Raw genomic sequence first — 20,409 nt, forward strand, 5'->3', positions numbered from 1 at the left:
GAGAGGCGTCGCTTCCCTGAACATTCCCGGACAACCTAGTTGATAAGTTAGACAGTTGCAAGGACGAGAGGTGTGCGCTAGAGTGGCGCATGCAGCAAGACGAGATCGACATTCTCTCCGTCCGCCCCGGGGCGCGGCCCGCCTGGGCCGGCGCGGCTGGTGAGATTGCGCCGACCCGCCTTGGCGACGCGGTTATCGACCGGCTGACATCAGCCATTCTCGAAGGTCATTTGAAGCCCGGCGACGCGCTGCCGTCCGAGGCGCAGATCGCCTCGACCTTCGGCGTGTCGAAGCCGATCGCGCGCGAAGCCTTGCGCGAACTGGCGGCGATGGGCGTCGTGCAGGTGCAGCAGGGCAAGATCAGCCGCGTGCGCGCGATCGATTCAGAGCCGCTGTCGCGCTTCTATCGTTTCGCCATGGCGCGCACCGAGCGCGGCCTGCATGAAGCCGTGGAATTGCGTCGTCTTCTTGAGCCGCCGATTGCGCGTTTCGCCGCGCAGCGCCGCACGGAGCCTGAACTCGCCGAGCTGCGCGCGATCATGCGGCGCATGAACGACGCGCTAGGCGATATTCCCGGTTGGATCGAAGTCGATCTCGCCTTTCACCGCCATCTCGCGACGATGGCGCATAACGGATTGCTCTCGCTGCAGATGCAGGGGCTCGAACCGATCGTGCGCGAGATGATGGAGGCGTTCAATGCGCGCTCGGCGCGCACCGGCGCCGACTGGAGCGCGACGTTCGCGCGCCATGCGCTGCTCGCTGACGCGATCGAAGCCGGCGACGCCGACGCGGCCGAACGCGCCTCGCGCGCGCATTTCGCCGCCGCCGATCAGGCGATCGCCGAAATCTTCGGGAGCGCCAAGTCAGACTGAATCGAGACGGACTGAATTCAAGAACGACGGAATTGCCGAAAGCCTGCTCAAAGACGGGCCGATCGGGGAGGATGAAATGATGCGAATTTCCAGGCGGACCTGGCTTGCAAGTTCGGCTGCGATTTTAGGCGCCAGCGCCATGTCCCGGCGCGCTGTCGCGCAGACCGCGCCTTTGCAGGTGTTCGCGCATCGCGTTCATAAAACGGTCACTGCGGGACAGGGCGGCGACGCCACGTCAGCTTGGACCAAAGCAATGAACGTCAATGTGGAATGGACGACGTTCGACACCGGCCCGTTACAGGAGCGGCTGTTTCGCGAAGCGGCGCTGACGGAAACATTGATCGATGTCGGCTTCATTCTCAACACGCAGGCCGTGCCGAAGACGGCTGCCCTGTTCGAGCCGCTCGACGCCTTTCTGAAAAAAGATCCGATCGAAGCGCCCGATGATGTGTTTCCCGGCCTGATGAGGGGCATGTCGGTCGGCGGCGCGGCGCTGGCGATCCCGTTCCGCCATGCATCGTCGGGCCTGCACTGGAACACTGAGATTCTCGCCGAGCGCGGATTTAAAAATCCGCCGACGACGATGGAGGAAATGATCGAGATCGCGAAGGGCGCGACCTACAGGCGCGGCGACGGCACGCCCTGCGTCGGGCTCCTGATGCCGGGCGTGACCTATCCCAACGTGGTCGATCTCGCGCGCGCCTGGGACGGCGATTTCATCACCATGGATTACAAGGTGACGGCGGATCAGCCGGGCATGCTGAACGCCATCAAGCTGTTGCGCGAATTGTTCGAGAAGGGCGCGTTCCCGCGCAATTTCGCGACGATCGGCACGGAAGAAGTGAATGTCTGGATGCAGCAGGGGCGCGCCGCCATGTGCCTCAACAGCATGGGCCGCAACCGGATTTATAACGATCCCGACAAGAGCAAATTCCCGGGAAAGATCATCACCGGCGCCGTGCCGATCACCGCCGCGCTGAAAAGCAAATATCCGGTGGCGCCGGCGAAGGTCGAGTTCTGGGGCATGGCGATTCCGAAGAACTCCAAACGCAAGGATCTCGCCTGGAGCTTCATCAAATCGATGATCTCCAGAGAAGCCACGCTGCGTATGGCGCTCAACGGCAACGGCCCGGTGCGCTCCTCGACCTATGACGATGAATCCTTCCGCAAGACGGTGCCTTACGCCGACGCCGAGCGCGATGTGCTGAAGGTGGCGCGCGTGCCGTTGCCGGCTTTCGACGAGGCGGCGCGCGCCGGCGACATCTTCAAGGAAGAAGCCGAGGCCGCCGTGCTCGGTATGAAGACGCCGGAGGCGGCGATGGCGGCCGTCGTGCAGCGCGTGAAACCGCTGCTGCCGGCATAAATCAAGAAACAAGAGAGGAAACCGAATGAGCACCCTTCTTCATTCCCGTCGCGGCGCGCTGGCGCTTGGCGGCGCATCGCTCGCTTCGCTGATAGCGGGCGGCCGCGCTTTCGCGCAGGCGCTGGAGCTGACCGTCTTCGGCCATCGCGTGCATCAGGCGTGCGCCACAGCAGGGCCGGGTGGAGACGCGACCGAAGCGTTCCGCAAGCAGGCCAACGCCGCGATCAACTGGACGACGCTGGGCGACAACAACGCCATCGCCGAGCGGCTGCTGCGCGAATTGTCATTGAGCTCGACTTCGTTCGACGTCGCCTATCTCCTGAATGGGCGCGCGGTGCCGAAGAATCTGAGGTTGCTCGAACCGCTCGATGCGTTCCAGAAGGAAGCGCCCATCGAATCGATTGAGGATTTCGCACCGGGCCTGATGGCGCCGCTCAAGCTCGATGGCGCGCTACACGGAATCCCGGTGCGGCACGCGACCAATGTGATCCTCTATAACGAGGCCATCTTTGAAGAGAAGGGCGTCAAGCTGCCGACGAGCTTCGAGGAGGTGATCGACGCCGCGCGCAAGCTGACATTCAAGCGCGACGACGGAACGCAGGTCTATGGCTTGGCCTTCACGCCCGTCTTCGCCTCGAACTTTCTCACCTTTTCCCGCGCGCTTGGCGGCGACTACATGACGATCGATCGCAAGATCGTGGCGGCGGAAGCGCCGATGGTGAACACGCTGAAGACTTTCGCCGATCTGTTCAAGGCCGGAGCCATTCCGCGCAATGTCGCGACGCTCTCCAACGAGGAAGTCACGACGATGATGCAGCAGGGCCGCGCTGCGATGACGATCAATCCGACCGCGCGCCTCGTCTCCTACAACAATCCGCAGCAGTCGAAATATCCGGGCAAGCTTAGGGCGTTCGTGCCGCCGATGGCGAAGGAGTTGCAGGGCAAAACGGCCTATGCGCCGACTGTCGAATTCTGGGCGCTGACGATCCCCGCGAATTCGCGCAACAAGCGCAAAGCGTGGGACCTCGTCGCCGCGCTGTCGTCGAAGGCGGGAACGACCGCGATGGCGCTCAACGGCAACGGTCCAACGCGCATCTCGACCTATCAGGACGCGAAATTCCGGCAGATGATTCCCTACGCCGATATCGAAGCGGCGGCGGTCGGCGCGGCGCGCATCCATCTCCCGGCGTTCGACGAGCAGGCGCGCGCGCATGACATCTTCGTTGAGGAAAGCCAGGCGGCGATGCTCGGCATGAAGCCCGCCGATCAGGCGATGGCGGACGCGGTGAAGCGCGTGCAGCCGCTGGTCGGCGCTTAGATCACGCCGCACTTTGATTGGAACAATCAAAGTGCGGGAACGTGATCGATTCCAAAAACTTAGAGCATGGCTTTTGCGAAAAACCGGTTTCCACTTTTTCGCGCCATGCTCTAGGAACTCTCGCGCGACGCAGCTCGCAGGCTGGGCTATTCTCAGGGCGAAGCGCGCCTCGAAGGCGCGCGACATCTTTGAGAGATTCGATGCCCTGCTTCATCTGCGTCCAGTGCGGCACGCAATATCCTGACAGCGCGTCGCCGCCGCAATCATGCCCCGTCTGCGTGGATCAGCGGCAATATGTCCGCTGGGCAGGACAGGCCTGGACCACGCTCGAGGAACTTCAGCGGACGCACAAGGTTCGCTGGGAGATGGACGACGGCGTCATCGGCATTGGCGTCGAGCCGCATTTCGGCATTGGCCAGCGCGCGCTGCTGCATCAGAGCAGTCACGGCAACATCCTGTGGGATTGCGTGTCGCTGGTGACGAATGATCTGGTCGCCCGGATCAAGGCGCTCGGCGGCGTCTCCGCCATCGCGATCTCGCATCCGCACTACTACACGACGATGAACGAATGGAGCGAGGCGCTCGGCGCGCCGATTTATATTCATGAGGCCGAGCGCAGTTGGGTGCGCCGCCCCTCTTCCTCGATCACATTCTGGAGCGGCGAAACACTGGCCCTTAATCCCGACGCGACGCTCATCCGCTGCGGCGGCCACTATGACGGCGCGCAGGTCATGCATGTGAAGTCAGGCGCCGGCGGCGCGGGCGCGGTCTATTCCGGCGATGTGATCCAGGTGATGATCGACCGCGCCTGGGTCAGCTTCATGTGGAGCTTTCCCAACTATGTGCCGCTCGGGCCGAAGGCGATCCGCAAGATCGAGGAGGCGATGGCGCCGTTCGCGTTCGAGCGCATCCATGGCGCTTTTTGGAACAGGAATGTGACGAGTGGCGGCAAGCAGGCGCTGGCGCGATCGATCGCACGCTACCTCGCCGCGATCCGGGACGAATATCCCGACTGACCTTGGCGATGGAGGCTCAAGCGGGTTATCTCAGACATTGAACTGGCAGGCTGGCCGCATGGGTCGTCGCGCGTGCTGTCCGCTTCCTTAAGGACAATATCGATGATGCAACGGGACGATCGCCTCGCGGCGGTGATGGCGGAAATCGACGCCGCGAATGCGCGCGATCCCAACCATGTCGCGATCGATGGCAAGGCTGAGCCCGCGGAGCTCGTCTATGCCAGGCGAATGAGCGCGACGCTGACGCGCCTCGCTCCGGACGCGTCCGAGCATCTTCGCATCGCCGCGAGAGGCCAGCATATCGAGCGCTGGACCTCGCCGCGCAAGAGCTATCCCGACGGGCGCGTGGGCTATCTGAAATGGCGCAGGGATCTGAAAGAGTTTCACGCCAATCGCGTGACTGAAATCATGGCGGCCGCCGGCTATGAGGAAAATGACATCGCTCGCGTCGGCTCTCTGGTCCGCAAGGAGCGGCTCAAGATCGATCCTGAAGCCCAAATGCTGGAGGATGTGGTCTGCGCCGTGTTCCTTGAACATTACATCGAGGACTTCCTGGCCAAGACCGATGAGGCCAAGCTCCCTGACATCCTCGCGAAGACATGGCGGAAAATGTCGCCGCTGGGGCATGAGCATGCGTTGAAGCTTGCGCTGCCGCCGGCGGTCCCGCGCCTGCTTGAGCAAGGTCTGTCGCGCGAAGCCGGGCAATGATCATTTCGGGTTATCGGACTTGGCCGGGCCGCCAAATCGCGTCGGGAAACGGGACGACTTCTCCATGACAACCAACAACCGCATCGTCCTCTCCAGCGACCACGCCGCCATTCAGCTCCGGCAGGCCATCGCGGCTCATATCGCGGCGAAGGGCTGGATCGTCGTCGACATCGGGCCGACGACGCCGGAAAGCACGCATTATCCCAAGCATGGCGAAGCGGCGGCGCGGCTCGTCGCGTCGGGCGACTGCCGGTTCGGCGTCATCCTGTGCGGCACCGGCCAGGGCATCATGATGGCGGCGAACAAGGTGAAGGGCGTTCGCTGCGGCGTCTGCGCCGACACATTCTCGGCCCGCATGATCCGTCAGCATAACGACGCCAACATGCTGTCGATCGGCGCGCGCGTGGTGGGCGAAGGGCTGGCGCTCGATATCGTGGATGCGTTCCTCAACGCCGAGTTCGAGGGCGGCCGACATGCGACGCGGGTGGAGATGATCGGAGCGCTGGAGGACTGACGCCTTTCGATGGCGCGGCCTTGAAGCTTCGCGCCGACATCCTAGAATGCGCTGCTGAATCGAACCGGGGGGAAGCGGCGCTCAACGATCCTGTTCGATGATCGAACAGGATTTGAATGATGATTGACGGGCACACGACCCTCATCGCGCATCTCGGCTATCCCACGGCGACCTTCAAGGCGCCGATGATCTACAATCCCTATTTCGAGAAGGCTGGGATCAACGCCGTCGTCGTGCCCATGGGCGTCAAGGCGGACGCCTATCCCGCGTTCCTGAAAGCGGTGTTCGGCTTGAGCAACATTCGCGGCGCGCTGGTGACGATGCCGCACAAGGTGACGACGGTCGCGCTGATGGACGAGGTGACGACGGCGGTGAAGATCGCCGGCGCCTGCAACGCCATTCTGCTGCGCGAGGACGGCTCGCTTCTCGGTGATCTCTTCGATGGCGAAGGTTTCGTGCGCGGCGTCAAGCGCAAGGGCCGCCGCGTTGAAGGCGCGAGCGCGCTCGTCGTCGGCAGCGGCGGCGTCGGCTCGGCCATCGCGGCTTCGCTGGCTGGCGCCGGCGTAGCGCGGCTCGGGCTTTTCGATGTCGATCCGAAATCCGCAGAGGCGCTCGCGGGACGCTTGCGCGCGCATTACCCCGCGCTCGCGCTGGAGGCCGGCGGCCGCGATCCCGCAGGGTTCGATATCGTCGTCAACGCGACGCCGCTCGGCATGAAGGAAAGCGATCCCCTGCCGATGGATGTGGCGCGCATTGCGCTGGAAACATTCGTTGGCGAGGTGGTGATGAAGCAGGAGATCACGCCGTTTCTCGCCGCTGCGCGCGCCAAAGGCTGTGACACGCAGATCGGGACCGACATGCTGTTCGAGCAGATTCCCGCCTATCTCGAATTCTTCGGCTTCCCGTCAACGACCGCCGCCGAGTTGCGAGCGGTGGCGAAGATCAGCTACTGACGCTTACGCAATCTCCATCGCATGCGATGTCGCGTTGACAGCCCGCGCGACCAAAAGGCAGTTTGGCGTGTCCCTGGCATGAGAACTGCCTGTGCGGACGCACTGTTCGCCCCCGAATTCAGCGTGGAGATCGACATGTTTCAGGGAGCCGAAATGCGGCTCGCCGTCGATATCGGCGGCACCTTCACGGATATCGTACTGGATGTCGGCTCCGATCGCCGAACGCGCAAGGTGCTGACCACGCCCGCGCGGCCGGAGCAGGCGGTTCTCGACGGCATGCGCCTTATTCTCGCCGATGCGCGGGCGCATATGTCCGACATCGACGTGTTCGTGCATGGCACGACGCTTGCGACCAACGCCATCATTGAGCGCCGCGGCGCGAAGACGGCGTTGATCGCGACCGAGGGCTTCCGTGATGTGCTCGATATCGCCAACGAAAGCCGTTACGACCAGTATGATCTTGCAATCGAAAAGCCGAAGCCGCTGACGCCGCGCGAGCTGCGCTTCACGGTTCCAGAACGCGTCGATGCTCATGGCGCGGTGCGGCTTGCGCTCGATGAGGCCGCGGTGCGCGCGCTCGCGCCTGAGCTTCGTGCGCGAGGGATCGAAAGCGTCGCCATCGCCTTTCTTCACTCCTACGCTAATCCCGATCATGAGAAACGCGCCGCTGCGATCCTGAAGGAGGAGCTACCGGATGTCAGGGTGACCCTGTCGTCGGACGTCTGCCCCGAGGTGCGCGAATATGAGCGGACTTCGACTGCGGTCGCCAACGCCTATGTGCAGCCGCTCATCGACGGCTATCTCGCGCGCATGGCTGATGCGTTGCAGGTCGAGCAATTTCGCGGCGCAATCTATCTCGTCACATCAGGGGGCGGCGTGACCTCGATCGCGACGGCGCGTCGCTTTCCCGTGCGTCTCGTCGAGTCAGGACCTGCGGGCGGCGCGATCTTCGCTGCCGGGATCGCCGCGCGTCTCGGTGAAAGCAAGGTGCTGTCCTTCGATATGGGCGGCACGACGGCGAAGATCTGTCTGATCGAGAAATTTCAGCCGGAGACCTCGCGCGTGTTCGAGGTTGATCGCGCCGCGCGTTTCCTGAAAGGTTCCGGCCTGCCGGTGCGCATTCCCGTAATCGAGATGGTCGAGATCGGCGCCGGCGGCGGCTCGATCGCACGCGTCGATGCGCTGAAGCGCGTCACGGTCGGGCCGGAAAGCGCGTCGTCGGAGCCGGGACCCGCCTGCTATGGCCGTGGCGGAACAAGGCCTGCAGTCACCGACGCTGACGTCGCGCTTGGCATGATCGATCCCGACGCTTTTGCGGGCGGCACGATCGCGCTGCAGCCCGAGCTGTCGAAGCAGGCGCTGCTGCGCGATATTGGCGCGCCGCTGGGACTGTCGGCGGAAACCTCGGCCTACGCCGTGCACGAAATGGTGTGCGAGAATATGGCGAGCGCGGCGCGCGTGCATGCGGTCGAGCGCGGCGCCGTGGTGGGCCAGCATACGTTGATTGCGTTTGGCGGCGCTGCGCCTTTGCATGCGGCGCGTGTGGCGGAAAAAATCGGCGTGTCCCGCGTGATCGTGCCTGCGAATGCCGGCGTCGGTTCGGCGGTGGGGTTTCTCGCCGCGCCGATCGCCTACGAACTGGTGCGTAGCCGTCACGTCAGGCTCGATGACTTCGATGTCGGCGCGATTTCTGATTTGCTTGATGAGATGGTGAAAGAGGCGCGCGCTCTGGTCGAGCCCGGCGCCAGCGGCGCGCCCGTGCGCGAGCGCCGGGTCGCCTTTATGCGCTATGTCGGACAGGGGCACGAGATCACGGTCGAATTGCCAAACCGTGGGTTGACGCGAGATGATCTTGCGACGCTGCGGGCCTCATTCGAGAAGGATTACGCGAATTTGTTCGAGCGGCCGATTCCGGGCGCCGCGATCGAGGCGCTGAGCTGGTCTGTGCTCGCGACCACAGAGCCGCGCAATCCCGCGCGCGTCGCGGACGTTGCGCGCAAGCCTGCGGGAAAAGCTGACGCCAGCCGCACTTTCTTCGATGGCCGCGCCGGGAAAACCGTGGAGATTCCCCTGTACCGCCGTGAGCAGATGGCGCCGGGCGCGACCATCTCCGGCCCCGCCGTCATCGCGGAGGATGAAACCTCGACATTCGTCTCGACGAGCTTCGACGCCCATATCGACGGCGCCGGCAGCATCGTCATGGAACGGAAGGCGGCCTGACCATGAGCGACGTGAACGGCGCGAACCTCATCGATCTACAGATCATGTGGAACCGGCTGATCGCCGTGGTGGAGGAGCAGGCGCAGGTTCTTCTGCGCACGGCGTTCAGCCCGATCGTGCGCGAATGCGGCGATCTCTCCGCAGGCGTGTTCGATCTCAAGGGGCGCATGCTGGCGCAGGCGGTCACGGGCACGCCAGGCCATGTCAATTCCATGGCGGAGTCGGTGAAGCATTTCATCGCCCATTTTCCGATCGGGACGATGAAGGAAGGCGACGCCTACATCACCAACGATCCCTGGATGGGCACCGGTCATCTCAATGATTTCGTCGTGACCACGCCCTGTTTCAAGGATGGCAAGCCGGTCGCGTTGTTCTCCTGCACCAGCCATCTCATGGATATCGGCGGCATCGGCTTCGGGCCTGACGGCACCGATGTCTTCATGGAAGGGCTTTACATCCCGATGCTGAAGCTCATCGACCAGGGCGTCGTCAATGAGACGCTGATGGCGATGATCCGCAGCAATACGCGTCTGCCGATCGACACTGAAGGCGACACCTATTCGCTCGCCGGCTGCAACGATGTCGGTTGCCAGCGCCTCGTCGAGATGATGCGCGAGTTCGAGATCGATACGCTCGATATTCTTGCCGACCATATCTGCGATCGCTCGCGCGAAGCGGCGCTGGCTGAGATCGCTAAGCTGCCGAAAGGCGTGTGGCGCAACAGCATGACGGTCGATGGTTATGATGCGCCCGTGACATTGTCGGCGACTCTGGAAATTTCCGAGTCTGGAATTCATGTCGATTATAGCGGCACGTCGGGCGCATCGAAATTCGGCATCAATGTTCCATTGTCCTATACGACGGCCTACACGGTTTTCGGCCTCGGCTGCGTGATCGCATCGCAGATTCCGAACAATGCGGGATCTCTCGCGCCGCTGACAGCGACGGCGCCGGAAGGCTGCATTCTCAATGCGCCAAAACCCGCGCCGGTCGCGACACGGCATGTCATCGGGCAGATGCTGCCGGACGTGGTGTTCGGCTGTCTGCGCCAGATCATTCCCGAGCGCGTGCCGGCGGAAGGCGCGTCGTGTCTGTGGAATCTCAATGTGCGCGGCCAGACGCGCAGCGGCGCCGGCGGCAATTATGGATTCTCGATGACCGTCACCAGCAATGGCGGCACCGGCGCGCGCTTTGCGAAAGACGGGCTCTCAGCCACCGCCTATCCCAGCGGCGTGCGCGGCACGCCGGTCGAGATTGCGGAGACGCAGACGCCGCTGATCTTCTGGCGCAAGGAGCTGAGGCCGGATTCAGGCGGCGCCGGCCGCACGCGCGGCGGGCTCGGCCAGATCATCGAGATCGCAAGCGGCGTCGACGCGCCGTTCGAAATTCTCGCGGCGTTCGACCGCATCGATCATCCCGCGCGCGGCCGCGATGGCGGCGCCAACGGCGAGGCGGGATATATTGGTCTGAAATCGGGAAAGAAGCTGCGCGGCAAGGGTTTCCAGACCGTTCCGCCGGGCGAGAGGCTGGTGGCGATGACGCCGGGCGGCGCCGGCATCGGCGACCCGCGCGAGCGCGCTCACGATCAGATTGATGAGGACATCGCGAGCGGCCTTGTCTCTGAGCAGAAGGCGGCGGCGCTCTACGGTCGCCCTGTTTAGGCCGCGGCGCGCATCAGCTCGGCAAGCAGCGCAGCGACGGCGTCCTTCGCCTCGATCTGCGGCATGTGACCAACGCGCGGGAAGATGTGCTGCGCGACGGAGCCGGGCACATTGGCGGCGTGACGCGCCGGGATGATGCGGTCCTCGGCGCCGAAGACGATCTTCATCGGAATCGACAGAGACGCGAGCGCGTCGCGGATCGAAAAGCCCTGAACGCCGTCGGGAAATAACGATGCGGCAAGTTTTTCCTGCATATCGCCGAGGCGGCCACCCGCGCGCTGCGCGGCGGTCGGCGCGATGAAGCTCTGGATCGCCGCCTCATCGACAACAAGTTCCCGCATCCAGGCGGCGACGCTTGCGCTGCTGCGCGCGCGCGCGAAACCTTCGATGAAGGCGCGATTGACTTCGGGGCCAAGCCCTCCCGGTGCGATCAGCATCAGCCCGCGCGCCTCGACATGGCCATGCGCCGCGATGGTTGCGGCAACCGCGCCGCCAAGCGAATGTCCGACCAGAATGGCGTGAGAGATATTTTCTTCGGCGAGGCATGCTTCAACGGCGGCGGCGAAGTCATCGAGCGTTGCGACTGAGCCAAGCGGTGATTCGCCATGGCCGGGAAGATCAAGCCCAAGGATGCTTTTGCCGCGCGGCAGCAGCGCGACGAGCGCGCGCCAACTGTTCAGGTCAGATCCGAATCCGTGAATGAGAACGAGAGGCATTCCCTCTCCGCGGCGCAGCCAGACGCGATGGAGCGAAGCGCTTGTCGAGCGCAGCGAATCGGATGCTGTTGCTGCGCGCACCTTCGCTACAACGGAGGCGGCAAGAATATCCTCGCGCTGGACGCGGCCGCGTGGGCCTGAGCCGGATATGTTTTCAAGATCAAGACCGTTCTCGCGCGCCAGCCGACGCGCCAGCGGCGTCGCGCGCACGCCATTCTCAGCATCAAGTTTTTCCTCGTGCGGAGAAAGTATTGGCGCTGAAGCCGCAGTGGAAACTTCGCTTGCGCGAGGTCGTGTAGTCGCCTCGGGCGCTGTCGAGCCAGCCTGCGGCGCGTGGGCCTCGCCCTCTCCATAAATCCACGCGACCGTGCTGCCGACGGGGAGCTCGCCGCCTCCGACGCCCGCGATGTCGCGGATGATCCCGGCGGCGGGCGCCTCGACCTCCATGGCCGCCTTGTCGGTCTCAAGCTCGAAGATCGGCTGATCCTTGGCGACGCGGGCTCCGTTCTCCACATACCAGCGCGAGATGCGGCCCGTCGCCATATCCATGTCGACGCGCGGCAGGATCACCTCGACCGGCATCAGGCGCGGCCTCCGCACACGCGCCGGATCGCATCGAGGATATTTTCGACCTGCGGCACAGCGGCTTTTTCAAGATCGGGATTATAGGGCAGGGGCGCTTCCGCGCCGCCGAGGCGGATGATCGGCGCATCGAGATAATCGAAGGCTTCGCTCTCGGCGATAGCCGCGGAAATTTCCGCGCCGACGCCAAGCGTCTTCACGCCCTCATAGACGCAGATAAGGCGCGACGTGCGCTTCACGCTCGCGATAATCGCAGGCATGTCGATTGGGCGAAGCGATCGCAGATCAATCACCTCCGCGTCGAATCCTTCTGTGGCGGCTTTGTCAGCCGCTTCGAGCGCGCGATGCGTCATGATCGAATTTGCGACGATGGTGACGTCCTTGCCGGCGCGCCGTGTGATCGCCTTGCCGATCGGCGTGGCGTAATGGCCTTCCGGCACCGGGCCCTTCATCTTGTAGAGCAGCTTGTGCTCGAAGATCATCACGGGATCGGGATCGGCGACCGCCGCGAGCAGCAGCCCCTTCGCATCTTCCGGCGTCGAGGGCTGCACGACTTTCAAGCCGGGCACATGCGCCAACCACGCTTCCAGACTCTGGCTGTGCTGTGCGGCGGCGCCGGTGCCGGAGCCTGCGGGAAAGCGCATCACCAGCGGCACCGACACGGAGCCGCCGAGCATGTAGCGCATCTTCGCCGCCTGATTGACGATCTGCTCCATGGCAAGCGTGGCGAAATCGGAGAACTGGAATTCGAAGATCGGCCGCATGCCGGCGACAGCGGCGCCGACCGCGACGCCGGCCGCGCCCAGCTCCGAGATCGGCGTGTCCATCACGCGCTCTTCGCCGAAGCGATGCACGAGATCGCCTGTCACCTGAAAAGCGCCGCCATAGACGCCGATATCCTCGCCCATGAGAAAGACGCGTTCATCCGCCTCCATGGCGATCGCCATCGCCTCCTGGATCGCCTGGGCGTAACTCAGTTCGCGCGGTTCGCTCATGCCGCGCTCGCGGTGTAGACGTCGCGCTCGACTTCCGCGGGCGAAGGCGAGGGGCTGCTCTTCGCGAATTCGATGGCGGCTTCGATCTCCTCCTCAACGCTGGCGCGGATCGCCTCGATTTCGTCAGCAGCGATGATTCCGAGATCATGCAGCTCGCGCTCGAAACGATCGATGGGATCGCGCGCCTGCCAGGCTTCGATCTCGTCCTTGGTGCGATAGCGGTTGCGGTCGCTGCGCGAATGGCCGCGGATGCGATAGGTCTTGCTCTCGATCAGCGTGGGCCCGCCGCCCTTGCGCGCGCGCTCCACCGCATCGAACGAAGCCTGCGCCATGTCGGCGAAGCTGTTGCCGTCGACGATCACGCCCGGCATCGCATAGGCGCTGGCGCGGTCGGCGACATTCGCCGTCGCAGTCGAGCGCGCGGTCGAGGTCGACATGCCGTAGCCATTGTTCTCGCAGACGAAGATCACCGGCAGCTTCCAGACCGAGGCGATGTTGAGCGCCTCGTGGAACGCGCCCTCATTGTTGGCGCCGTCGCCGAAGAAGGACATGGCGACTGCGCCGCCGCCGCGCTTCTTGATGGCGAGCGCGGCGCCGACTGCGATGGGAATGCCGCCGCCGACGATTCCGTTCGCGCCGAGATTGCCTTTCGAGGGATCGGCGATATGCATCGAGCCGCCGCGACCGCGACAATAGCCGTCCTCCTTGCCGAAGAACTCCGCGAACATGCGCTTCACGTCGGCGCCCTTGGCGATGCAATGACCGTGGCCGCGATGGGTCGACGTGATGTAGTCGGTATCGCCGAGCGGCATGCAGGCGCCGACCGCGCTCGCCTCCTGTCCGATCGAGAGATGCATGGTGCCGTGGATGAGGCCGCGCATATAGGCCTGCTCGGCGCTTTCCTCGAAGCGGCGGATGAGATGCATCTTGCGCAGCGCGTCGCGCAACGCGTCAGGCGCCAGCCTGCGATAGATGTCGGGACTGTTGGCGCCGTCGCGGGCGGCCGGCTGCGTCGACATATGCGCCGTCCTTAAAAATGCGGCGGTCAGGCCGCCATGAATCGGGAATCGCTTTGATCGAGACGACGGCGGATCTGCGTGATCACGAGGCCGTCGTCCGGCGTGCAATTGTCGTAAGAGAGCTTCTCGCCAGCCTTGATCGGCTTCGTGACCTTCGCCTTTTCCGCAAGGCCGAGCGGCAATGCGCCGGCGTCGCGCGCCTCGGACCATGTCATGGCGAAGCCGCGATAATCATATTCGCCGATCTTGCCGAGCGTCTGTCCCGGCTGGAGATCGCGCTTCGCCACCGCGACGCATTCGGCGACGGGACGATCGAGCGGCTGCATGTCGGCCTTGCCAAGCACGACCGCGCGCGCAGCGGAGAGAGGCGTTTCCAGACTTGTGAGATGATAGGGCCTGAGCAGGCTGTAGCAGGGGCCGGGACCGACCTTGAGATCGGTCATACGTTCGAGCACGCGCGGATGGCGCGGCTTGACGATGCAGAACACGCCGGGCGCAACGCCCTTGCCGATGGAATAGTCGACGCAGCCTGATTTGCTCAGGATTCCGCCGTCGGATTTCTCGCACAGCACCTGCGCGAGCTCTTCGCGCGTCGCCTTCGGTCCGTGCATGCCGGGCACATCGGGAACGAGACCCGTCGCGTTCGCGACCGCGACCATCTCGACCATCGTCTTCGAGCCGTCGACGAATTCGACCAGCATGCGCGCATTCATGTTGCGCGCCTTCGCTTCGGCTTCGTACTCATCCGGCGTCGCGTCGAATTTCAGCGGATTGTTCTTGCCTTTGCCGGCGGCGACGATGTCGAAGCCGAGGCTCTGGCAGAAGCCGATCATCTCGACCGTGCAGGCGGGTTCATCGCCCGCGGCGCCGGTGTAGATGACGCCAGACTTCTTCGCCTCCTCTTTCAGGAATCGGCCGATCGTGATGTCGGCCTCGACGTTGAGCATGACGATATGCTTGCCATGCTTCATCGTCTCCAGCGCGACGAGCGCGCCGACATTGGGATTGCCCGTCGCATCGATCACCACATCGATGCGGCCGGCGGCGCAGAGCGCGTGGAAATCCTCCGTCACCGCGACCTTGCCGGCCTCGATGGCGCGATCGATGTCGGCGGCCTTCGCTGCGGACACGATGTCTTCGCGCGCATGACCCGCCATCACGGCCGCGTCGATCGCGACCTGCGGCTGGATTTCGGAAATCGCGCCGATGCGCACGCCCGGCATGAGCGAGACCTCGACGACGATGTCGGTGCCCATCTGGCCGGCGCCAGCGAGCCCGATCGTGATCGGCCCATGCTTGTCGACCCGCGCTGCGAGCTCCGCCGCGAAACCCAACTGTTCGATGTGAGGCATGATCTCTCCGCCGCTGAGCCGCTCCGGGAGCGGTCAGGCTCTCCGAAGTAAGTGAACATTTGTTTTCTTGTCAATCGTAATGTGCCGAAGCAGGGTAGCATTTCCGCGAGCGGCGCGCCCCGCACATCCACCAGAAATGACGCATATTGACACTCTGGAAAACAAATGTTCTAGATTTGCGACGAATGGGAAGCCGACGGCAGATCGGCGCCCGGGTGGAATTCGCTGCGCGCCGCTGGCCGCGCCGGGAGAGACCGCATGGCGTTCTGGCAGACCGCGCTCATCGCCCTCGCCATCGTCTGGGGCGTGCAGATGGTCGGCGTCTGGCTGCAGATGCGCCATTACCGCGACATCATGGGATCGATCTCCGCGACCTGGTCGGATGGCCGGGTCGGCGCCGGCAATGCGCGCAGCCTGTTCGGCAAGGGCGTTATTCTCGTGCTCGTCGTCGGCCCCGATGACATCGTGCGCCGCCTCCTCGTGATGGAAGGCCGCAGCGTCTTCGCGAAATTCAAGCCGCTGCCGGAATTCGAAGGCCGCAGACTCGACAGCCTGCGCGACAGCGCATTCGGCGAGAATGAAAAAGGCCGCGCGCAGGCGCTGGCGGCGGCGATCGCGCAGATCGATCGCGTGGCGAATGAGTCGAAAACAGAGAGCGGCGCGCGACTGGCGACCGCCTGATTGATTCCATTCAAGCCAACAGACGGGCGAGGGGACGGAGGCGACATGTCGATCATGAGCATGATGGCGCAGGGCGCCGATCTGATGATGCAGCACGCATCATTCGCAGGCGCGCATGTTGACGCCGCAGTGCATGCGACAATGGCGGGACAACAGGGGCATGACGGACTGATCGTTCTCGCGCAGAGCAACGCGCCTGCAGGCGGCGCCGATTATGCCGCGCGCGTGAAAGGCCTCGCGCAGGAGGAGCAGCTCGGTTGGCTCACCACCATCGGCAAGCATTTCATCGGCGTGTTCCAGAAGGGCGGCGAGGTCTTTTCGGGCTTCGTGACCGGCATCATTCCGACGCTCGTCGTGTTGATGACCGCTTTCTACGCGTTGACAGAGCTTGTCGGCGAACAGCGCGTGCATGGTTTCGCGCAGGCGGCGGGCCGCATCGCGCTGACGCGCTACACCGTGCTGCCGCTGATCGCCGTGTTCTTCCTCACCAACCCGATGGCCTACACCTTCGGCACCTTCCTTGAGGAGAAACACAAGCCCGCCTTCTATGATTCGGCGGTGTCTTTCGTGCATCCCATTCTCGGACTCTTCCCGCACGCCAATCCCGGCGAATATTTCGTCTGGGGCGGCGTGCTCGTCGCATTGCTCGAGCTTGAGAAGAACAATGTCGTTCCATCAGGCTATCACATCAAGGTCGCGATCTATTACTTCATCGTCGGCCTGATCGTGATCCTGCTGAAAGGCATCGTTACCGAACGCATCACGGCCATCATGGCCAGCCGCCAAGGCGTGAAGCTCTAAGAGCCTGTTTGGGAATTGGGACGGGGACTGCGTTGAGCGACGAACGAGCGGATGACAGGAGGGAGGCGCAGCCAATGTCTGGCGACATTGGCGAGCCTTCCGACGCATCAGCCGCCGTTCGCCGCTCAACCCTTCGGGCTGTGCCGCTTTTCGTCGCCCGGTTCGTCGCCGGCCTCGACCGTATTCCCGATACGCTCCTTCGGCCGGCTCCTGCCGGAGCGACGAAAAGCGGCTGCAGCGCAGCCCCATCCGAATTCCCAAACAGGCTCTAAGAACGGGGGAGGAGCATCATGGCCATGCGCGAATTCAAAGCCGTTCGCATCGAACGCGGTCCCGGCGGATGGGGCGGACCCCTCGTCATCCAGCCGACCGAGCAGCGCGACAAGATCGTCGCGGTGACAGGCGGCGGCATTCCGCCTGTGGCGCAGCGTATTGCTGAGCTGACCGGAGGCATCGTCGTCGACGGTTTCAAGGCGCCGCCTGTCGAGGGCGAGATCGCTTGCGTCATCGTCGATTGTGGCGGCACGGCGCGCTGCGGCGTCTATCCGCGCAAGCGCATTCCGACCGTCAATCTGACGCCTGTCGGGCAATCGGGACCGCTGGCGCAATACATCACCGAGGACATCTATGTCTCCGGCGTGAAGCCGGACAGCATCTCTTTCGCGGACGGAACGGAGACGCCGACGATGGCGGGCGCAGCTTCTTCATCCATGGCGTCGTCTACGACTGCGGCTCCCGCGGCGATGGATGATGGCGGCGGCTTTGTCGGTCTCATCGCGCGCATCGGCCGCGCCATGGGCCGCGTGGTCAACGTCTTCTTCAACGCCGGCCGGCGCACGATCGATCAGGTGGTGCGCAACGTGCTGCCCTTCATGGCCTTCGTGACCATGCTGATCGGCCTCATTCTCTATACGGGAATTGGCGATCTGCTCGCCGCGCCGATGGCGCCGCTGGCGAACAACATCATCGGGCTTTTGGTTCTCGCCGCCATCTGCGGCCTGCCTTTCCTGTCGCCGATTCTCGGACCCGGCGCGGTGATCGCGCAGGTGATCGGCGTCGCCATCATCGGCCCGCAGATCGCGCGCGGCACGATCGCGCCCGCCATGGCTTTGCCTGCTTTGTTCGCCTACAACACGCAGGTCGGCTGCGATTTCGTGCCGGTCGGACTTGCGCTTGGCGAAGCCAAGCCGAAAACGATCGAGATCGGCGTGCCGGCGGTCCTCATTAGCCGCCAGATCATGGGGCCCGTATCCGTGCTGATCGCGTGGATCGCGAGCTTCGCGCTCTGAGCATCGGGAAGCGTCTCAAAAGTCCATGGTTCATTATCGCACGACGATCACCAGCGTTGGCCCTGACGTTGAAGAGCTTCTGGAAAGCGGCATGCTCATCCTCTTCGCGGATGGCGCGCCGCCGGAACTCGCCGAAGTCTCGGTGCAGCATCTGGTCGTCGATGGCCCAAGCGACTCCGCGCCTCTGGTTGGCGCGGAGATTCGCATCGGCGCGGTGTCCGCGCGTCTGACGGCGATCGGCGACCTCGCCTGGAAGAAGGTCGCCGACATCGGTCATGTCGTGGTCAATTTCAATGGCGCGTCGACCGCGCACAGGCCGGGCGAGTTGTCGGCGTCCGAAATCGACGCCGCGATCCTGGCGGCGGCGCTGCGGCCGGGCGCCGAAATCATCATCGTGGCTTGATCCAATTCGCGGAGTGGGAGTTCGGACATGAGGCTTGAGCGTGCCGTCAGGGTGCGCGTGCGCGAAGGTTTGCACGCGCGGCCGGCGACGGAGTTCGTCAAGCTCGCCAAGGCGTTTTCCGCCAATGTGGAGATATTCCGCGGCGACAGGAGCGCCAACGCCAAGAGTTCGGTCAAGCTGATGCTGCTTGGCGTGAAGGAGGATGACGACGTCGTCCTGCGCGCCGATGGTGATGACGCGGAGGAGGCGATCGCCAAACTCGCCGCCTTTGTCGAGACGCCCGGTGCCGGGCTTGATGCGCTGAAGCCCGCGGTTGCAGCAGCCGCGTCGTCGAGTGGTGGCGCGCAAGGCGTCGCTGCGAGCGAAGGCGTCGCGATCGGACCCGTCTTCGCCTATTTTCCCGAGCCGCTGATCGCGCCGCGCGCGACGATCGATACGGCCATGAGTGAAAGTGAGAAAGCGCGCTGCCGCGCGGCGCTCAACGCCGCGATCGCGGCGCTTGAACAGGATGCGGCGGAACGCAGCGCCGAAGATCGCCAGATCGCGAATGCGCTTATCGAGATCGCATGCGATGCGGAATTCACCGGCGATATCGAGCAGCGCATCGGCCATGGTCTCGATGCGGCCTCCGCGACGCTCGACGCCGGCGATGCGCTGGCGGCGCGTTTCGAGGCGCTCGACGATCCCTATCTCAGGGCGCGGGCGGAGGATGTGCGCGGCGTGGCCCGCAATGTCGCGCTCGCGCTGCTCGGGCGCAGCGAGGCGAGTCTTGCGGCGGTTCCGCAGGGATCAATTCTTGTCGCTGATGAGATCAGCGCCTGGGAATTCGCCAAGGCGCCGGTCGCCAACATCGCCGGCATTGTCGGGCTGAAGGGCGCCGCGACATCGCATGTCGCGATCATGGCGCGCGCGCATGGCGTTCCCGCCGTGCTTGGCTGCAACATCGAGCCGCGCCGCCTGCGCGAAGCCCATGTGATCGCGATCGATGGCGGCGCTGGCGCAGTGATTCTCGATCCTGACGAAACTCAGACGAAAGCGATGCATGCGCGCGTCGCTGCTGACCGAACCGCGCGCGCCGCGCTCGACGCCTGGCGCACGGTCGAACCGCGCACGCGCGAGGGAAAATGGATCGAAGTGCTCGCCAATATCGGCTCGCCGGCCGAGGTCGCGCCGGCGCTCAGATCAGGAGCCATGGGCGTCGGCCTGTTCCGCACCGAGCTTCTGTTCATGGAGCGCAAGGCGCCGCCAAGCGAGGATGAACAAGCCGAAATCTATGCGAAGGTGGCGAGCGCCTTCGCGCCGCATGCGGTCGTCATCCGCACGCTCGATGTCGGAGGCGACAAGCCGGTGGCGGGCATCGAGATTCCCCACGAAGACAACCCGTTTCTCGGCTGGCGCGGCGTCAGGCTCTGTCTTGATCGCCCTGATATTTTCAAGCCGCAGCTCAAGGCGATCCTGCGCGCCGCCGCGAGCGGCCATGTCAAGCTGATGATCCCGATGGTCGTCGATGTCGAGGAGGTCAGGAAGACGCGCGCGCTCATTGAGGAGTGTCGCGCCGAGCTTGCGGCGCAGTCGAAACCGTTCGGCGAGGTCGCGGTTGGAATCATGATCGAGACGCCCGCCGCCGCGTTGCTCGCCGACGAATTGGCGAAAGAGGTCGATTTCTTCTCGATCGGCACCAACGATCTCACGCAATATGTCATGGCGGCGGATCGCCTCAATCCGCGCGTGGCCTCGCTCAATCGCGCCGATCATCCCGCTGTGCTGCGCGCCATCGATCTCGTCTGCCGCGCAGCGCGCGCGGCTGACATTCCTGTCGCGGTCTGCGGCGAGGCGGCGGCCGATCCCGCGATGATTCCGAAGCTTGTCGCGCTCGGCGTCACAGAGCTCAGCATGAATCCGCCGGCGATCCCGCGCGCCCGCAAGCGCGTGACGGAAATCTAGCG

18 protein-coding genes are annotated in these 20,409 nt (G+C 64.2%); 14 read left to right on the top strand and 4 right to left on the bottom strand.

Annotation, left to right across the window (positions count from 1 at the left end; all coding sequences use genetic code 11):
- Positions 1-89 precede the first annotated feature (89 nt).
- The 9 genes from L8F45_RS30480 to L8F45_RS30520 all read left to right on the top strand — a co-directional run bounded on the left by L8F45_RS30480 (position 90) and on the right by L8F45_RS30520 (position 10,625).
- The gene (locus L8F45_RS30480; protein ID WP_342364247.1) at positions 90-872 is read left to right on the top strand and encodes a FadR/GntR family transcriptional regulator; all 783 of its coding nucleotides are present in this window, start codon (positions 90-92) and stop codon (positions 870-872) included.
- 139 nt (positions 873-1,011) lie between these two features.
- Complete coding sequence (locus L8F45_RS30485; RefSeq protein ID WP_342364248.1) at positions 1,012-2,235, top strand: ABC transporter substrate-binding protein; 1,224 nt, start codon at positions 1,012-1,014, stop codon at positions 2,233-2,235.
- A 25-nt stretch (positions 2,236-2,260) separates the two neighbouring features.
- Positions 2,261-3,553, top strand: coding sequence for an ABC transporter substrate-binding protein (locus L8F45_RS30490; RefSeq protein ID WP_342364249.1), 1,293 nt, complete (start codon positions 2,261-2,263; stop codon positions 3,551-3,553).
- A 200-nt stretch (positions 3,554-3,753) separates the two neighbouring features.
- A complete protein-coding gene (locus L8F45_RS30495; RefSeq protein ID WP_342364250.1) occupies positions 3,754-4,569 on the top strand; it encodes an MBL fold metallo-hydrolase in 816 nt (271 codons plus the stop codon).
- A 102-nt stretch (positions 4,570-4,671) separates the two neighbouring features.
- Positions 4,672-5,277, top strand: coding sequence for a DUF4202 domain-containing protein (locus L8F45_RS30500; RefSeq protein WP_342364251.1), 606 nt, complete (start codon positions 4,672-4,674; stop codon positions 5,275-5,277).
- Positions 5,278-5,341: 64 nt separating this feature from the next.
- On the top strand, positions 5,342-5,791 hold the full coding sequence (rpiB, locus tag L8F45_RS30505; protein ID WP_342364252.1) for a ribose 5-phosphate isomerase B: 450 nt from the start codon (positions 5,342-5,344) through the stop codon (positions 5,789-5,791).
- Positions 5,792-5,910: 119 nt separating this feature from the next.
- Positions 5,911-6,744, top strand: coding sequence for a shikimate dehydrogenase family protein (locus L8F45_RS30510; RefSeq protein ID WP_342364414.1), 834 nt, complete (start codon positions 5,911-5,913; stop codon positions 6,742-6,744).
- A 135-nt stretch (positions 6,745-6,879) separates the two neighbouring features.
- Positions 6,880-8,964, top strand: coding sequence for a hydantoinase/oxoprolinase family protein (locus L8F45_RS30515; protein ID WP_342364253.1), 2,085 nt, complete (start codon positions 6,880-6,882; stop codon positions 8,962-8,964).
- 2 nt (positions 8,965-8,966) lie between these two features.
- Positions 8,967-10,625: a hydantoinase B/oxoprolinase family protein gene (locus tag L8F45_RS30520; protein ID WP_342364254.1), complete on the top strand. Its 1,659-nt coding sequence runs from the start codon at positions 8,967-8,969 to the stop codon at positions 10,623-10,625.
- Here the strand turns inward: L8F45_RS30520 and L8F45_RS30525 are convergent.
- Genes L8F45_RS30525 through L8F45_RS30540 form a run of 4 tightly spaced genes read right to left on the bottom strand, consistent with a single transcriptional unit; the run spans position 10,622 to position 15,289 of the window.
- The gene (locus L8F45_RS30525; protein WP_342364255.1) at positions 10,622-11,923 is read right to left on the bottom strand and encodes an acetoin dehydrogenase dihydrolipoyllysine-residue acetyltransferase subunit; all 1,302 of its coding nucleotides are present in this window, start codon (positions 11,921-11,923) and stop codon (positions 10,622-10,624) included. The two genes, L8F45_RS30520 and L8F45_RS30525, sit on opposite strands and share 4 nt — an antisense overlap.
- Positions 11,923-12,918, bottom strand: a complete 996-nt coding sequence (locus L8F45_RS30530) for an alpha-ketoacid dehydrogenase subunit beta (protein ID WP_342364256.1) — start codon at positions 12,916-12,918, stop codon at positions 11,923-11,925. The genes L8F45_RS30525 and L8F45_RS30530 overlap by 1 nt, the downstream gene beginning before the upstream one ends.
- Positions 12,915-13,937 (bottom strand): thiamine pyrophosphate-dependent dehydrogenase E1 component subunit alpha, encoded by a 1,023-nt coding sequence (locus L8F45_RS30535; protein WP_342364257.1) that lies wholly within the window; start codon positions 13,935-13,937, stop codon positions 12,915-12,917. Before L8F45_RS30535 ends, L8F45_RS30530 begins: the two co-directional genes overlap by 4 nt.
- Positions 13,938-13,963: 26 nt before the next feature.
- Positions 13,964-15,289, bottom strand: a complete 1,326-nt coding sequence (locus L8F45_RS30540) for an NAD(P)H-dependent oxidoreductase (protein ID WP_342364258.1) — start codon at positions 15,287-15,289, stop codon at positions 13,964-13,966.
- Positions 15,290-15,547: 258 nt separating this feature from the next.
- Between L8F45_RS30540 and L8F45_RS30545 the strand changes: the two genes are divergently transcribed.
- The 5 genes from L8F45_RS30545 (at position 15,548) to ptsP (ending at position 20,407) form a co-directional block, all read left to right on the top strand.
- Complete coding sequence (locus L8F45_RS30545; RefSeq protein ID WP_342364259.1) at positions 15,548-15,970, top strand: transcriptional regulator GutM; 423 nt, start codon at positions 15,548-15,550, stop codon at positions 15,968-15,970.
- Between the two features lie 45 nt (positions 15,971-16,015).
- Entirely contained in the window at positions 16,016-16,771 is a 756-nt protein-coding gene (gene srlA, locus L8F45_RS30550; protein ID WP_342364260.1) for a PTS glucitol/sorbitol transporter subunit IIC, read from the top strand.
- A 296-nt stretch (positions 16,772-17,067) separates the two neighbouring features.
- Positions 17,068-18,060: a PTS glucitol/sorbitol transporter subunit IIB gene (srlE, locus tag L8F45_RS30555; protein WP_342364415.1), complete on the top strand. Its 993-nt coding sequence runs from the start codon at positions 17,068-17,070 to the stop codon at positions 18,058-18,060.
- Between the two features lie 25 nt (positions 18,061-18,085).
- Positions 18,086-18,463, top strand: coding sequence for a PTS glucitol/sorbitol transporter subunit IIA (locus L8F45_RS30560; RefSeq protein ID WP_342364261.1), 378 nt, complete (start codon positions 18,086-18,088; stop codon positions 18,461-18,463).
- A gap of 27 nt (positions 18,464-18,490) precedes the next feature.
- Positions 18,491-20,407: a phosphoenolpyruvate--protein phosphotransferase gene (gene ptsP / locus L8F45_RS30565; RefSeq protein WP_342364262.1), complete on the top strand. Its 1,917-nt coding sequence runs from the start codon at positions 18,491-18,493 to the stop codon at positions 20,405-20,407.
- Positions 20,408-20,409 lie beyond the last annotated feature (2 nt).

The organism is Terrirubrum flagellatum (assembly GCF_022059845.1).
In the GTDB taxonomy this organism is placed as follows: Bacteria; Pseudomonadota; Alphaproteobacteria; order Rhizobiales; family Beijerinckiaceae; genus Terrirubrum; species Terrirubrum flagellatum.

Coding starts and splice junctions, on each gene's coding strand:
- ptsP (WP_342364262.1), top strand. CDS start 18,491: ATGAGGCTTGAGCGTGCCGTCAGGGTGCGCGTGCGCGAAGGTTTGCAC.
- L8F45_RS30520 (WP_342364254.1), top strand. CDS start 8,967: ATGAGCGACGTGAACGGCGCGAACCTCATCGATCTACAGATCATGTGG.
- L8F45_RS30485 (WP_342364248.1), top strand. CDS start 1,012: ATGTCCCGGCGCGCTGTCGCGCAGACCGCGCCTTTGCAGGTGTTCGCG.
- L8F45_RS30515 (WP_342364253.1), top strand. CDS start 6,880: ATGTTTCAGGGAGCCGAAATGCGGCTCGCCGTCGATATCGGCGGCACC.
- L8F45_RS30545 (WP_342364259.1), top strand. CDS start 15,548: ATGGCGTTCTGGCAGACCGCGCTCATCGCCCTCGCCATCGTCTGGGGC.
- L8F45_RS30525 (WP_342364255.1), bottom strand. CDS start 11,923: ATGCCGGTCGAGGTGATCCTGCCGCGCGTCGACATGGATATGGCGACG.
- L8F45_RS30540 (WP_342364258.1), bottom strand. CDS start 15,289: ATGCCTCACATCGAACAGTTGGGTTTCGCGGCGGAGCTCGCAGCGCGG.
- L8F45_RS30530 (WP_342364256.1), bottom strand. CDS start 12,918: ATGAGCGAACCGCGCGAACTGAGTTACGCCCAGGCGATCCAGGAGGCG.
- L8F45_RS30480 (WP_342364247.1), top strand. CDS start 90: ATGCAGCAAGACGAGATCGACATTCTCTCCGTCCGCCCCGGGGCGCGG.
- L8F45_RS30490 (WP_342364249.1), top strand. CDS start 2,261: ATGAGCACCCTTCTTCATTCCCGTCGCGGCGCGCTGGCGCTTGGCGGC.
- L8F45_RS30560 (WP_342364261.1), top strand. CDS start 18,086: ATGGTTCATTATCGCACGACGATCACCAGCGTTGGCCCTGACGTTGAA.
- L8F45_RS30510 (WP_342364414.1), top strand. CDS start 5,911: ATGATTGACGGGCACACGACCCTCATCGCGCATCTCGGCTATCCCACG.
- rpiB (WP_342364252.1), top strand. CDS start 5,342: ATGACAACCAACAACCGCATCGTCCTCTCCAGCGACCACGCCGCCATT.
- L8F45_RS30500 (WP_342364251.1), top strand. CDS start 4,672: ATGATGCAACGGGACGATCGCCTCGCGGCGGTGATGGCGGAAATCGAC.
- L8F45_RS30535 (WP_342364257.1), bottom strand. CDS start 13,937: ATGTCGACGCAGCCGGCCGCCCGCGACGGCGCCAACAGTCCCGACATC.
- srlA (WP_342364260.1), top strand. CDS start 16,016: ATGTCGATCATGAGCATGATGGCGCAGGGCGCCGATCTGATGATGCAG.
- srlE (WP_342364415.1), top strand. CDS start 17,068: ATGCGCGAATTCAAAGCCGTTCGCATCGAACGCGGTCCCGGCGGATGG.
- L8F45_RS30495 (WP_342364250.1), top strand. CDS start 3,754: ATGCCCTGCTTCATCTGCGTCCAGTGCGGCACGCAATATCCTGACAGC.